The organism is Achromobacter sp. 1012554356 (assembly GCF_059760815.1).
This window is the reverse complement of record NZ_JCBANC010000034.1, coordinates 1-12,963: the sequence shown is the minus strand read 5'-3', so window position 1 is coordinate 12,963 and position 12,963 is coordinate 1. Positions and strand designations below refer to the sequence as shown.

Annotated in this window: 11 protein-coding genes; 4 read left to right on the top strand and 7 right to left on the bottom strand. The window is 67.1% G+C overall.

Annotated elements, in window-relative coordinates; all coding sequences use genetic code 11:
* Positions 1-18: 18 nt before the first annotated feature.
* Entirely contained in the window at positions 19-930 is a 912-nt protein-coding gene (locus tag AC6LJW_RS17825) for a LysR family transcriptional regulator (RefSeq protein WP_498087886.1), read from the bottom strand.
* A gap of 89 nt (positions 931-1,019) precedes the next feature.
* On the opposite strand from AC6LJW_RS17825, the gene AC6LJW_RS17820 reads away from it, so the two are divergent.
* Both AC6LJW_RS17820 and AC6LJW_RS17815 read left to right on the top strand, forming a co-directional pair.
* A complete protein-coding gene (locus tag AC6LJW_RS17820; RefSeq protein ID WP_427985414.1) occupies positions 1,020-2,180 on the top strand; it encodes an acyl-CoA dehydrogenase family protein in 1,161 nt (386 codons plus the stop codon).
* Positions 2,177-3,304 carry a CaiB/BaiF CoA transferase family protein gene (locus AC6LJW_RS17815; RefSeq protein WP_498087885.1) on the top strand — a complete coding sequence of 376 codons (1,128 nt, stop codon included), beginning with the start codon at positions 2,177-2,179 and terminating at the stop codon, positions 3,302-3,304. The genes AC6LJW_RS17820 and AC6LJW_RS17815 overlap by 4 nt, the downstream gene beginning before the upstream one ends.
* Before the next feature lie 42 nt (positions 3,305-3,346).
* On the opposite strand, the gene AC6LJW_RS17810 is transcribed toward AC6LJW_RS17815, so the two are convergent.
* The 5 genes from AC6LJW_RS17810 to AC6LJW_RS17790 all read right to left on the bottom strand — a co-directional run bounded on the left by AC6LJW_RS17810 (position 3,347) and on the right by AC6LJW_RS17790 (position 8,385).
* Positions 3,347-4,210, bottom strand: a complete 864-nt coding sequence (locus AC6LJW_RS17810) for a proteasome-type protease (protein ID WP_056560432.1) — start codon at positions 4,208-4,210, stop codon at positions 3,347-3,349.
* 63 nt (positions 4,211-4,273) lie between these two features.
* Positions 4,274-5,077 carry a transglutaminase family protein gene (locus tag AC6LJW_RS17805; protein ID WP_056560427.1) on the bottom strand — a complete coding sequence of 268 codons (804 nt, stop codon included), beginning with the start codon at positions 5,075-5,077 and terminating at the stop codon, positions 4,274-4,276.
* Positions 5,078-5,090: 13 nt separating this feature from the next.
* A complete protein-coding gene (locus AC6LJW_RS17800; RefSeq protein ID WP_498087884.1) occupies positions 5,091-6,065 on the bottom strand; it encodes an alpha-E domain-containing protein in 975 nt (324 codons plus the stop codon).
* A gap of 2 nt (positions 6,066-6,067) precedes the next feature.
* Positions 6,068-7,498 carry a circularly permuted type 2 ATP-grasp protein gene (locus AC6LJW_RS17795; protein ID WP_056560422.1) on the bottom strand — a complete coding sequence of 477 codons (1,431 nt, stop codon included), beginning with the start codon at positions 7,496-7,498 and terminating at the stop codon, positions 6,068-6,070.
* 212 nt (positions 7,499-7,710) lie between these two features.
* Complete coding sequence (locus AC6LJW_RS17790) at positions 7,711-8,385, bottom strand: 5-formyltetrahydrofolate cyclo-ligase (protein ID WP_498087883.1); 675 nt, start codon at positions 8,383-8,385, stop codon at positions 7,711-7,713.
* Positions 8,386-8,538: 153 nt separating this feature from the next.
* Between AC6LJW_RS17790 and AC6LJW_RS17785 the strand changes: the two genes are divergently transcribed.
* Together AC6LJW_RS17785 and AC6LJW_RS17780 are read left to right on the top strand one after the other, a co-directional pair.
* Positions 8,539-10,581 carry a lytic transglycosylase domain-containing protein gene (locus tag AC6LJW_RS17785; protein WP_427987288.1) on the top strand — a complete coding sequence of 681 codons (2,043 nt, stop codon included), beginning with the start codon at positions 8,539-8,541 and terminating at the stop codon, positions 10,579-10,581.
* Entirely contained in the window at positions 10,578-11,696 is a 1,119-nt protein-coding gene (locus AC6LJW_RS17780; RefSeq protein ID WP_498087882.1) for a tRNA nucleotidyltransferase/poly(A) polymerase-related protein, read from the top strand. The genes AC6LJW_RS17785 and AC6LJW_RS17780 overlap by 4 nt, the downstream gene beginning before the upstream one ends.
* A gap of 98 nt (positions 11,697-11,794) precedes the next feature.
* Here the strand turns inward: AC6LJW_RS17780 and AC6LJW_RS17775 are convergent.
* The coding region (locus AC6LJW_RS17775; RefSeq protein WP_498087881.1) for a class I SAM-dependent methyltransferase at positions 11,795-12,963 on the bottom strand (1,169 nt) is incomplete at its 5' end.

Below are 12,963 nucleotides of genomic sequence, written 5' to 3'. Positions count from 1 at the left end.
CATGGGACGGGGCGGGGGTTACTTCGCCTGCGCGCGCCGCTGCGCGTGCTGGCGCAGGATCTCCAGCAGCCGCTCGGTCAGTGGCGACTGGTAGCTGTTGCGCCGCGTCAGAACGCCGATCTGGCGATGCCAGGTCAGGTCATCCAGCGGCACGATGGCAAGGTCATGGCCGGCGTGCGCCGACAGGGTCATTTCGCTGACCAGCGTCAACAGGTCGGTGCCGTGCAGGATGCTCAGCAGGTTCGATACGGACGCGTTGGATTCGATGGTCACTTCGGGCGGGGGTGAGCCGTGCTGCTCGAATCTGGTCTCCAGCCAGCGGCGCGAGGCGGCTTGCGGGCCGGGCAGCATCCACTTGTAGGGAGCAAGGTCTGTGAAGCGGATCTTGCGGCCGTTCAGCAAGGGATGGCCCGGCCGCGCCGCGGCATATAGCCGGTCGGCAAACAACGGTTCGCAATCGAATTCGGCCGCCGTGGCGGATTCAAACAGCGAGCTGATCGCAAAGTCCAGGTCTCCCTGGCGCAGGGCAGGAATCAAGGCATCGTTCAGGCTGACCATGACCTGCACCTTGGCGGCGGGCCGCTGCGACAGCAATTCGATGCAGGCGGGATTGAAGAACGGCTCGGCCAATAGCGGCGTGACGCCCGCGCGCAATTGCCCGATGCTGCCGCGATGCAGATCACCGGCCTCCTGCATCGCGTCGTCAAGCTCGCGCCGGGCCTGGACCGACCGTTGATAGAACGCGCGTCCGGGAATCGTCAGTTCCATGCCTTTGGGCGTGCGCAGGAACAACTGCAGCTTCAGCTCTTCCTCCAGCCGGCGGATCCCCTTGGTCAGCGCGGGTTGGCTGATGCCGATGCTGTCCGCGGCACGGCCCACGTGCCTCAGGCGGGCAACGGCCAGGAAATAGTCCAGATCTTCCAGTCTCATGATTCCGCGCGGTTATCAAGATCGAAGAAAAGATAATCATGAGGATGGCTAGCGCTGTCAAGCTGGGCATTACCGAGACAGGAGACATCATGCCCAACGACACACCGCTTACCTTGGCCGAGCTGCGCGAGCGGCTGCGGCAGTATCTGCAGGATGAACTGCTACCGCTGGAGCGATCGCTCGGCCTGGGGTACGAAGACAAGTTCGAGCGCAGCTTGGTGCAATCCGTATGGAAACGGTGCCGGACCCTGGGGCTGTACGGTCCGCAGCTGCCGGTCGAACTGGGCGGGCAGGGCCTGCCCTATCGTGATCTGTGCGTGCTGAAGGATGACGTCGCCGCTTCCGGCGCCATTCTGTTTCCGCACGTGCTGGGCGACTGGGGCGGGCCATCGCGTATCGGCAATCTGGTGCGCCATGCCACGCCGTATCAGCTGGAGCGCTACATCATGCCCGTGATTCATGCCGAGCGCGGGGCCTGCTTTGCCATGACGGAACCGCAGTCGGGTTCTGACGCGACCCGGCTGCAGACCACTGCGGTCGAGGACGGCGACGACTACATCGTCACGGGCACCAAGCACTACATCACGGCGTCCATGTTTGCGGACTTCGCCATCACGATGTGCGTCACCGACCCGGAGGCAGGGACCGACGGCATCTCGGCGATATTGATCGACCTGGACAGCCCCGGCGTGCGGCTTGTGCACGACTGCGTGCCGATGACGGGCCAGTACGTGGACGCGGACATCGTGTTCGATCAGGTCCGCGTGCCGAAGAAGAATCTGATCGGCGCGCCGGGGCAGGGCTTCAAGATCGCCATGAATCGCATCAGCGTGAACCGGCTGCTGCATTGTCCGACGATGATAGGCCTGGCGCGCCAGGCCTTCAGGCTGGCGGTGGACTACGCCAGGCACCGCCAGCAGTTCGGCGGCCCGATCAGCCGCTTCCAGGCCATCCAGCACATGCTGGCCGACATGGCGACGGCGTTGTATGCCTGCGAACACATGGTGCTTGCCACGGCGGCAAAGGCCGACGCCGGCGCAGACGTGCGGGACGAGGCCGCCATGTGCAAGCTGTTCGTGTCCGAACGCTGCTTCGACATTGCCGACAAGGCCATGCAGATCCACGGAAACGTGGGCGTGACGAAGAACCATCCCGTGGAGTTCATATTCCGCCGCCTGCGCCTTTACCGCATTGTCACCGGCACCAGCGAAATCCAGCGCAATACGATCGCCAAGGGGATCCTGGCATGACCCGAGGCGGCGGCTATCTCAGCGGGCTGACCGTGCTGGACCTGGGCCAGCTTCACCCGGGCCCATATACGGCGATGCTGCTCGGCCAGCTTGGCGCCACCGTGATCAAGGTGGAAAAGCCGCAGGGCGACACGGCGCGTCAGCTCGGCGCGGAAACGTTTGCCAAGTACAACCGCGGCAAGCGATCCATCAGCCTGGACTTCACGCGCGAGGAAGACCGGAGCACCCTCCTGCAGCTGGCCGCGCGCAGCGACGTGCTGATCGAAGGCTTCCGGCCCGGTGTCATGGCCAGGATGGGGTTGGACTACACCCGTCTGGCGCGAGCCAATCCACGCATCGTGACGTGTTCGATTTCGGGCTTTGGTCAGACAGGCCCTTACGCGCAGCGTCCCGGCCACGATTTGAACTACCTGGCCCTGTCCGGCTATTGGGCCGTTCCATCGCAGGTGCGCGACGTGATGGGGCGCCCGCGTTTGCGGCTGTCGGACTATTGCGCGGCCATGCACGCCGCCTTGGCGATCCTGGCCGCTGTCGATGACGCGCGTGTCTCTGGCGTGGGCCAGCATCTGGATGTGTCCATCCATGATGCGCTGACCGCGTGGATGGCGCCGGCCCTGCAGGCGATGACCCGGTCCCACGGCGCGGGCCTCGACAACCTGCCGCATATCATGCCCGACAACGACGTGTTCGAGACGGCCGATGGACGGCATCTTGCGCTCGGCATACTGGAGGAGGCCTTCTGGCAAAACCTGTGCGAGGCACTCGCGCCGGACTGTCCCGAACTGACCACGGAGATTTACCGGACGCGGGCAGGAAGGCTGGGCGACAAGCGGGCGCTGAACGACCGGCTGCGCACGTTGTTTGCCAGCCGCAGCCTGGCCTATTGGGAAGGCGTGTTCCGCGGCCGTGATATTCCCTGGGCGCCCGTGCTTCTACATGACGAGGTCTTCGACGACCCGCACGTACGGCATCGTGGCGTGGTTGCCGAGACGGCGGACGGGCCCCGCGTGGCGTTTCCGGTCAAGTTTTCCAAGCCGCTACCGGTGCAGCCGGCAGCGGTGCCCGAGCTGGATGGAAATCGGGACGAGATCCTGGCCTGGGCAAGCGGACGCGGGCCGCGATAGACGGTGGGCTGTGGCCCCATCCTTCTGCGACCGTCACGCGCCTTAGTTGGGCTGGTCCTTGCCGGGGTCTTCGGCGAGCACCTGGGGCGTCACGTAGGGGGCGTGGGCCGTGTTGACGGGCTCCATGCGCAGCGGCTGGTGCACGCGCGATGGCGGCACCAGCGAGCCGGGCGCGTCGGGATTGGTCCACGACGGATCCGGGATCTCCGCGAAGACCTGGCGCAGGCGTTCACCCCAGGAGCCGCGGATCATGCGGAAGTATTCGTTGTGCTCGTCGATGCTGGCAAAGTGCGTCACGCGCAACGAATTGGCGCTGTACACCAACAGGTCCAGCGGCACGCCCACCGAGATATTGGAGCGCAGCGTGGAGTCCATGGAGATCAGCGCGCACTTGGCGGCCTCGTCCAGCGAGGTGTCCGGTTGCAGCACGCGGTCCAGGATGGGTTTGCCGTACTTGGCCTCGCCGATCTGGAAATACGGGCATTCCTGGCCGGCCTCGATGAAGTTGCCCGCCGAATACAGCTGGAACAGGCGGCATTGCTCGGTGCCGATCTGGCCGCCGAAGATCATGCTGACGTTGAAATCCACGCCCTGCTCGTGCAGGGCCGCGGCCTCGCTGCGGTAGACCTCGCGCACCGCCGCGCCCACCAGCCGCGTGGCCGCGAACATGTCGGGCGCGTTCCAGAGGGTGTCGGCGCCTTCTTCGCGCTGACGGGTCAGCACGTTCAGCACGGCCTGGCTGACCGCCAGGTTGCCGGAGGTCATCAGGACCATGACGCGCTCGCCCGGCAGTTCGAACACGGTCATCTTGCGAAAGACGCTGATCTGGTCGACGCCCGCGTTGGTACGGGAGTCGGAGAGAAACACCAGGCCGGCGTCGAGGCGGGCGGCTACGCAGTAGGTCATGATCGGAAAGAGGGAAAAACCACCACGCATTGTATTGCGGCGCGGCGGGGCAGATGTTACGGCTTACCGCTGCGCCCCGGCCTGGACCTGGACGCTGATTTCCATGGATTCCTCGCCGCCGCCGGTGCGCACGCCCCGCACGGGCGAGGCCGAGTCGTAATCCCGGCCCACCGCCAGCCGGCAATGGCACTCCGAGGCGAACTGGTTGTTGGTGATGTCCACGCTGGTCCAGCCCACGTCGGGCAGCCAGACGTCCGCCCACGCGTGGCTGGCCGCATGCTCGGCGGTGGTGTACAGGTAGCCGCTGACGTAGCGCGCAGGCACGGCCAGGCCGCGCACGCAGGCCAGGAACAGGTGGGCGTGGTCCTGGCACACACCCAGGCCCAGGGCCAGCACCTGATCGGCGGCGGTTGTGACATCCGTGGTGCCGGGCACGTAGGCCACGCGGGCGTGGATCGCCGCGGCCAGATTCAGGATGTCGTCGGAGGTCGACAGCCCGTTCGGCAGCACCGAGCGCGCAAACGCCAGAATGGTCTCGTCCGCTTGGGTCAGCTGCGTGGGCACGCAATAGGCATGCACCGGCAGGCGGCTGTCTTCGCTGCCCAGCACGCCCCGCGTCAGTGGCGCCACCAGCACCTGGCCGGACACGCGCAGTTCGATGTCGCTGTGCGGCTGGTTCAGCGTCAGGGTGTGCGTGATGTTGCCGTAGGCGTCGACCTGCTTGTCCAGTTGGCCGGGCGCCTCGATGTTCCACCGCAGCACGCGCTGGTGCTCGTCGTCGCGCGGCGTCAGACGCAGGGTCTGGATGCTGTAGTTGACCGGCGCCGTGTAGCGGTAATGCGTGACGTGCGTGATGATCTGCTTCATTGCCTGCTCCGAGTTAGGCCGACAGCGGCACCAGGAAATCCTGACTGATCCGGTTGCCCAGGTCGTTGATGCGGTCCAGGAAGCGGTCCAGGTAGCGGTGCAGTCCGCTCGCCAGAATGTCTTCGACGCGCCCGTACTGCAGTTCAGCACACAGCATGCCCGCACGCCGCTCGGTTTCGGTCGAGCGCTGATTCGAGACGCGCGCCAGGTCGTCGGCCATCGCCCGCATCGAGGCCAGCAGCGATCGCGGCATGTCGCCATGCAGAATCAGCAGCTCGGCCACGCGGTCGGGCGTGATGACATCACGGTACACCTTCCGGTAGATCTCCAGGCCGGACACCGAACTGAGCAGCGCCGACCAGCGGTAGAACTCGCTTTGCACGGCGGCTGCGCCGGCCGCTTCCGCGCGGCTGTCCTGCGTGCCCGCGCCGCCGCGTTCGTGAAACTTCACGTCCAGCATGCGCGCGGTGTTGTCCGCGCGTTCCAGGTGCATGCCAATGCGCATGAAGTACAGCGCCTCGTCTTCCAGCATGGTGGCGATCGTGACACCGCGCGCCAGGTGCGAGCGGAATTTCACCCATTCGAAGAACTCGCCCGGATTGCGCTCCAGCAGTCCGGTGTGCAGATGCTTGAGCAGTTCGAGCCACGTGGTGTTGTAGGTTTCCCAGACCTCCGTCGTGAGGCTGCCGCGCACGGCGCGCGCGTTTTCCCGGGCGGCGCGCATGCAGGAATAGATCGACGAGGAATTCGCCGGGTCGCGCACCATGTACTGCAGCACATCGTGCGGCGAGATCGATGCGTACTTGCTTTGATACAGCCCCTGCAGCTCGGAGATGCGCAGCACGCCCAGCCACGAGCCCTCGCGCGTCTGCGTATCCTGCGGCAGCAGCGACATCTGCAGGTTCACGTCCAGCATGCGGGCGGTGTTTTCGGCACGCTCGGTGTAGCGGCACATCCAGAACAGGTTGTCGGCGGTTCGGCTCAGCATGGTCAGTCCTCCAGCACCCAGGTGTCCTTCGTGCCGCCGCCCTGGCTGCTGTTGACCACCAGCGATCCTTCTGTCAACGCCACGCGGCACAGGCCGCCCGGCACGGTGCGGATCTCCTTGCCGCACAGCACGTACGGACGCAGGTCCACGTGGCGCGGCGCGATGCCCGATTCCACGTAGGTGGGGGTGGTCGACAGGGCCAGCGTAGGCTGCGCGATGTAGTTGGCGGGATTGGCGCGCACGCGGTCCTTGAATGCTTCCACGTCGGCACGCGAGGCGGACGGCCCGACCAGCATGCCGTAGCCGCCCGCGCCATGCACTTCCTTGACCACCAGCTCGTGCATGTTGGCCAGCACGTGGGACAGCTCGTCCGGCCGGCCGCAGCGCCAGGTGGGCACGTTCGACAGGAGGGGTTCTTCGCCCAGGTAGAAGCGGATCATGTCGGGCACGTACAGATACGTGGACTTGTCGTCGGCGATGCCGGTGCCGATGGCGTTGGCCAGCGTGACGCGACCGGCGCGATACACCGACAAGAGGCCGGGCACGCCCAGCGCGGAATCGGCGCGAAACGCCAGCGGATCCAGAAAATCGTCGTCCAGCCTGCGGTAGATCACGTCCACCTTGCGCGGCCCGCGCGTGGTGCGCATGTAGACGGTGTTCTGCTCGACGAACAGGTCCTGCCCTTCGACCAGCTCCACGCCCATCTGCTGCGCCAGAAATGCGTGCTCGAAGTAGGCAGAGTTGTACATGCCCGGCGTCAGCACCACCACGGTGGGATCGTCGCCGCCATGCGGCGCGACCTCGCGCAGGTTGTCCAGCAGCAGGTCGGGATAGTGCGCCACCGGTTCGACCTTGATGCGGCCGAAGGCATCGGGCATGAGCCGCATCGACATCTTGCGGTTCTCCAGCATGTACGACACGCCCGACGGCACGCGCAGGTTGTCCTCCAGCACGTAGAACTCGCCCGCGCCCGCCCGCACGATGTCCACGCCGGCGATGTGGCAGTAGATGTCCTCGGCCACGGCAACGTCCTGCATCTCGGGGCGGTATTGCGCGTTCAGGAAGACCTGCTCGGCCGGCACGATGCCGGCGCGCACGATGTCGTGGCCGTGATAGATGTCGCGGATGAACAGGTTCAGCGCGCGCACGCGCTGCTTCAGGCCGGCTTCCAGAAGCCGCCATTCGTCGGCGGGGATGATGCGGGGGATCAGGTCGAACGGGATGAGGCGTTCGGTGCCGGCGGCGTCGCCTGCAACCGAGAACGTGATGCCGACGCGGCGAAAGCTCAGGTCGGCCTCCAGCCGGCGCACGGACATGGCTTCGTCCGACTGCTCGGTGTGCCAGCGCTCGAACGCCTGGTAGTGGGCGCGGATGCGGTTCTCGCCATCGCGCATTTCGTCATAGGCGGATGGACGGGCGGGTGGGTGCTTCATGGCTCCTCCGGTGCAGATGCATATCTACAAGCAACCCGCATGCCAGCTTTGGCGGCAGGCGGGCGCCACTGCGTCAATATGCGCTGGGGACGGGGGAATTGCCATCCCCATGGCGGACGAAGAAGAAATCGGGGGACGGGCCGCGCCGCGGCGGGCGCCGGGGCGTTGGCGGGCGCACCACGCTGGTGCGCCCGCCGGACGAAACTGGTGCGTCAGTTCATCCGATACGAGTGCAGGACCGATCCGCCGGTCTTGCCTTCTTCAAGCGGGGCGTGCGGCACCCAGCCGTCCTGGGTCAGCACCGCGTCCAGCCGGACGTCGTGCGGGGCGGGGACATATCCCGGATACAGCTCGCCGCAGCTCCACGCGATGCCGATGGCGGTGAAGGCGTGGCCGCGTTCACGCAGGGCGGCCAGCGTGCGGTCGTAGTAGCCGCCGCCATAACCCAGGCGGTCGCCCTGTTCCGAGTAACCGAGGGTGGGCACCAGGACCACGTCGGGCAGCAATTCGGGGCCGGCCACGGGTTCCTGGATGCCGTACGGGCCGGCGCGCAGTTCGGCCTCGGGCGTCCAGGGCAGGAACGCGAGCGGCGCGTTGCGCTCGCGCACCACGGGCAGGGCGACGGTCATGCCGGCTTCGGCCCATTGCGTCAGAAGGGGGCGCAGATCGGGTTCGTCGGCCATGGGCCAGAACGCGGCGACGGTTGTGGGGGCCGGATGGCCCGCCTGCACGGCCTGGTCGCGGGCGACATTCAGCCACGTGAAAAGGCGCGCGCGCATGAGCAAAGCGCCTCGGCTGCGCTGGTCGTCAGGCAGGTCGGCGCGCAATTTTCGCAATCGCGTGCGCTCCTGGACTGCGGTATCCTCTTGAGTATTTTGCGTAGTCATGCTGTGGCTGTAACCGGGGGGTTGAAGATGAAGGCAAACATGCTGAAGACGAATTTGCGTAGGCTCAGCATGCGGGTGCGTCGAGAGACAGGCGCCCAGCAGCCCCCACGGTATCAGAATTCGTCGTCGCCAGCGGCTGGCGCCCGCTCCGGGCTGCACCGCTGGCTCCCGCTGGTGGCGCTATTCACGGCAGCCTGTGCGCCTGTCGATGCGCAGCAGCGCAGCGCCGCCGTCAATCCCCAGCCTCAGCCTGCCGTGCAGGCCGCCCAGCCGATGATCGCGGTGCCGCCCGTGGCGCTGGCGGGCTTGCCGCCCACCGCCGAGACCCCCGCGCTGGCCGCCGTGGTTGCCGCGCGCGAGGCCATGAACCGCAAGCAGTGGTCCGTCCTGGGCGTGCTCGTGCCGCAGGCCAAGGGCGATCCGCTGGGCATGTACCCCGAATACTGGTTGCTGCGATACCAGCTCTGGACGCCGCCCGCCTCGGGCCGTCCCGTCGCGGCCCTGCAGCAGTTCATCAACAGCAACGGCGACGCCTACCTGGCCGACCGCCTGCGCGGCGACTGGCTGCTGGCCGCCGCCCGCAGCGGCGACTTCGAAACGGTGCGCAAGCTCGCGCCCGTGAGGAACAGCAACGCGCAGATCGAATGCGCCATTCTGGACGGCAAGCACATGACCGGCCAGCGCGCCACGGCCGCGCAAGCGATGGCCGTCTTCGCGCCTGGCGGCGCATGCTGGGCGCTCTACGACCAGCTCGTGGCCGATGGCATCTTGGGTTGGGAGCAGCTCGAACCGCAGTTGCGTGACGCCATCGAGGCCAACAAGACCACTGACGCGCGAAAGTTCGTGCAGTACATGTTCGAGCCGCGCGACGTGAAGACCTACGACGTCCTGATGAAGGACCCCATGAAGTGGCTCACGCGGCAGGACCGCATGCCCGTTGGCCGCAACGAAAAGGAACTGGTCACGCTGGCGCTTGCCCGCCTGGCGCGATCGGACGTCAGCGTCGCCGATTCCTACCTGCGCCGCGAGTGGGCCAAGTCGATGTCCAAGTCGAACCTGGCCTGGGTGCGCGGCCAGTACGCGCTGGCCGCCGCGCTGGGCTTGGACAGCCGCGCCAACGACTGGTACCGCGAAGCCGGCCACATCCGCATGACGGAATACAACGCGGGCTGGAAGGTGCGTGCGGCGCTCCGCCAGCCCAAGATCGACTGGAAGTGGGTCATCGAATCCATCGATGAAATGCCGGCCTCGCAGCAGGCAGAGACCGCATGGGTGTACTGGAAGGCGCGCGGCCAGGCCGCGCTGGGCCACAAGGAAAAAGCTCACGCCGCCTACGTCAGCATCGCCGACCGCTTCGACTTCTACGGCCAGCTTGCGGCTGAAGAACTTGGCCGCCGCATCAACGTGCCGCCGCGCCCCGCGCCCATCAGCGACCGCGAGATCGCCGAGGCGCGCGCCAATCCGGGCCTGCAGCGCGCCGTGCTGCTGTTCCGCCTGGGCTGGCGTGCCGAAGCCGTGCCCGAGTGGAACTTCACCCTGCGCGGCATGAACGACCGTCAGCTCATGGCCGCCGCCGAGCTGGCCCGCGCCGAAAACATCTACGACCGCGTGGTCAACACGTCGGACCGCACCGAGAAGGAATTCGACTTCAGCCAGCGCTTCATCGCGCCGTTCGAGGGCCGCGTCACGGCCAAGGCCAACGCCATCGCCCTGGATCCGGCGTGGGTGTACGGGCTGATCCGCCAGGAATCGCGCTTCATCATGGATGCGCGTTCGCACGTGGGCGCCTCGGGTCTGATGCAGCTCATGCCCGCCACGGCCAAGTGGGTCGCCGGCAAGATCGGCATGAGCGACTTCACGCCGGGCAGTGTCAACGATTTCGACACCAATACCGAACTGGGCACCAACTATCTGAACATCGTGCTGCGCGACCTGAACGGCTCGCAGATGCTGGCCAGCGCGGGCTACAACGCCGGGCCGGGCCGGCCCCGCAACTGGCGCTCGACGTTCACGCATCCGGTCGAAGGCGCCATCTTTGCCGAGACCATTCCGTTCACGGAAACCCGCACGTACGTCAAGAACGTGATGTCCAACGCCACGTACTACGCGGCGATGTTCACCGGCCAGCCGCAATCGCTGAAGGAGCGCCTGGGCAGCATCGTGCCGGTGGGCACCGAAACCGCCGCGGCGCAATGACGCGCGATCCGGCCACCGAGGGCCTGCGCGCCTATATCGTCGGCGGCGCCGTGCGCGATGCGCTGCTGGGCCTGCCGGCCGGCGATCACGATTGGGTCGTGGTGGGAGCCACGCCCGAGGACATGACGCGCCGCGGCTTCATTCCGGTCGGTGGCGATTTTCCCGTCTTCCTGCATCCCCGCACCAAAGAGGAATACGCGCTGGCGCGCACCGAACGCAAGTCCGGGCGCGGCTACAAGGGCTTCACCTTTTATACGGGCACGGACGTTACGTTGGAAGAAGACCTGCGTCGCCGCGACCTCACGGTCAACGCCATTGCGCAGGACGAAAACGGCCAGCTCGTGGACCCGTTGAATGGCGCGGTCGACCTGCGCGCCCGTGTATTCCGGCACGTGGGCGAGGCATTCGAGGAAGATCCCGTGCGCATTCTGCGCCTCGCCCGCTTTGCGGCGCGGTTTGGCGATTTCAGCGTGGCCCCGGAAACCCTGGAACTGTGCCGCCGTATGGTGGCGGCCGGGGAGGCCGATGCGCTGGTGGCCGAGCGCGTCTGGAAGGAACTGTCGCGCGGGTTGATGGCGCATACGCCTTCGCGCATGCTGGGCGTGCTGGCCGAATCCGGTGCGCTGGCGCGCGTGATGCCCGAATTGCAGGGCGTGGAGGAAGTCGGTCCGCAGGTGGACCGCGCCGCGCAACAGGGCTTGCCGCTGGCCAGCCGCTACGCGCTGATGTGCCGCCTGACACCCGAGCGCGAGGCGCTTGGCCGCCGGATGCGTGTGCCCACGGAATGCAACGACTATGCGCGCCTCTTGCCTGACATGCTCGATGCGCTTGATGCCCTTGATGCGGTGGACGGCAAGCCGGAAGGCCCGGATGCCGAACTTGCGCTGATGGAGCGCGCGGACGCCTTGCGCAAGCCCGAACGCTTTTTTGAACTGCTGGATGCCGCGGCGGTCTTGCGCGCGGTGGATGTGCCCGCCTGGCAGGCGCGGGCGGCGGCGGTGCGCGGCGTGGACGCGGGCGCCATCTCCAAGGCATGCGCGGGCGAGCCGGCACGCATCAAGGAAAGTGTGCGCCAGGCGCGTCTGGCGCGTTTGGTGGATATGCAGGCAGGCTGATCCGGCCGGCCGCTGTGGCGCTCGCCGCAGCTACTTCGCAGCCGCTTGCCGCAGATACGCGCCGCGGCCGCTTACCGCGGTTGTCCGCTATTCGTCGTTTACAGCTTGCCCAGCCGGTCGCCGCGCGAGAACCCGGACAACGGCGCCGTCATGCCGCGGCCGATGGCCAGCACCTTGAACAATTCGCCCATCTCGGCCTCGGACAGCAGCTTCTGCACCGGCGCCACGGCTTGCGCGTAGGCCTGGGCATCGGACGGATCCAGCCCGGCCAGCAGATCCATCAATCCGGCGTTCATCAAGAAGCGGGCCTGCGACGTATAGCCCAGCACCTGCAGGCCCGCCGTCAGCGCGGCGTCCGCCATGGCCGTGAAATCCACGTGCGCGGTGATGTCCTGCAGGCCCGGCGCGGTGAAGGGGTCGCCATGCGCATGGTGGCGCAGGTGGCACATCAGCGTGCCGCCCGCGCGCTGCGGATGGTAATACTCGCTGCGCGGAAAACCGTAGTCCACCAGCAGGGCCGCGCCACGCTCGAGCCAGCTGCCCATGGCGGCAATCCAGGCTTCGCCCTGCAGATTGATTTCGGACACGTAGCCCGGCAGCGCGGGCATGCGCGCCGCGACCGCGGCAGCCAGGGCCGCGGGGGCCGGCCGGTCTTCCCACTTGAACCCGCCGTCCGCATCCAGGGCCACGCCGCGTTCCTGCACCTGGCCCGCATCGCTCCAGGCAAAGAGCGAGACGGGCATTGCGTCCAGCACTTCGTTGGCCAGCACGCAGCCCGAAAACGCGTGGGGCAACGAGTCCAGCCACTCCACCCGGTCGCCGAAGGGCGCCAGCCTTTCGGCTTGGCGCGAGCGCAAGTCCGCCGACACCTCCAGGATCCGGTAGCGCGTGCCGGGCAGGCCCAGCGCATCCAGTTCGCGCAGCACGCCTTCGGCCAGTGCGCCGGTGCCGGCGCCGAACTCCAACACGTCGTGCGTGCCCGTCTGGCGTAGCACCTCGGCCGTCTGGCGCGCGAGGGTGCGTGCAAACAGCGGCGTGAGCTGGGGGGCGGTCACAAAGTCGCCCGCGGGCGTCTTGCCGTCGTCGGCCGCGTCGGCCAGCTTGACGTTGCCCGCCGCGTAATAGCCTAGCCCGGGCGCATACAGGGCTTCCGCCATCCAGTGATCGAAGGGCAGCCAGCCGCCGTTGGTGGCGATCGCCGCGCGCAGATGCGCGGCAGCGGCCTCGCTGTGTTCAAGCGCGGCGGGGGGGAGCGTGGGCAGATTGG

What these genes read in the sequence shown, in the direction of transcription:
- AC6LJW_RS17790 (WP_498087883.1), bottom strand. Translation starts at nt 8,385, where the DNA reads ATGACTACGCAAAATACTCAAGAGGATACCGCAGTCCAGGAGCGCACG.
- AC6LJW_RS17820 (WP_427985414.1), top strand. Translation starts at nt 1,020, where the DNA reads ATGCCCAACGACACACCGCTTACCTTGGCCGAGCTGCGCGAGCGGCTG.
- AC6LJW_RS17825 (WP_498087886.1), bottom strand. Translation starts at nt 930, where the DNA reads ATGAGACTGGAAGATCTGGACTATTTCCTGGCCGTTGCCCGCCTGAGG.
- AC6LJW_RS17800 (WP_498087884.1), bottom strand. Translation starts at nt 6,065, where the DNA reads ATGCTGAGCCGAACCGCCGACAACCTGTTCTGGATGTGCCGCTACACC.
- AC6LJW_RS17795 (WP_056560422.1), bottom strand. Translation starts at nt 7,498, where the DNA reads ATGAAGCACCCACCCGCCCGTCCATCCGCCTATGACGAAATGCGCGAT.
- AC6LJW_RS17815 (WP_498087885.1), top strand. Translation starts at nt 2,177, where the DNA reads ATGACCCGAGGCGGCGGCTATCTCAGCGGGCTGACCGTGCTGGACCTG.
- AC6LJW_RS17805 (WP_056560427.1), bottom strand. Translation starts at nt 5,077, where the DNA reads ATGAAGCAGATCATCACGCACGTCACGCATTACCGCTACACGGCGCCG.
- AC6LJW_RS17780 (WP_498087882.1), top strand. Translation starts at nt 10,578, where the DNA reads ATGACGCGCGATCCGGCCACCGAGGGCCTGCGCGCCTATATCGTCGGC.
- AC6LJW_RS17810 (WP_056560432.1), bottom strand. Translation starts at nt 4,210, where the DNA reads ATGACCTACTGCGTAGCCGCCCGCCTCGACGCCGGCCTGGTGTTTCTC.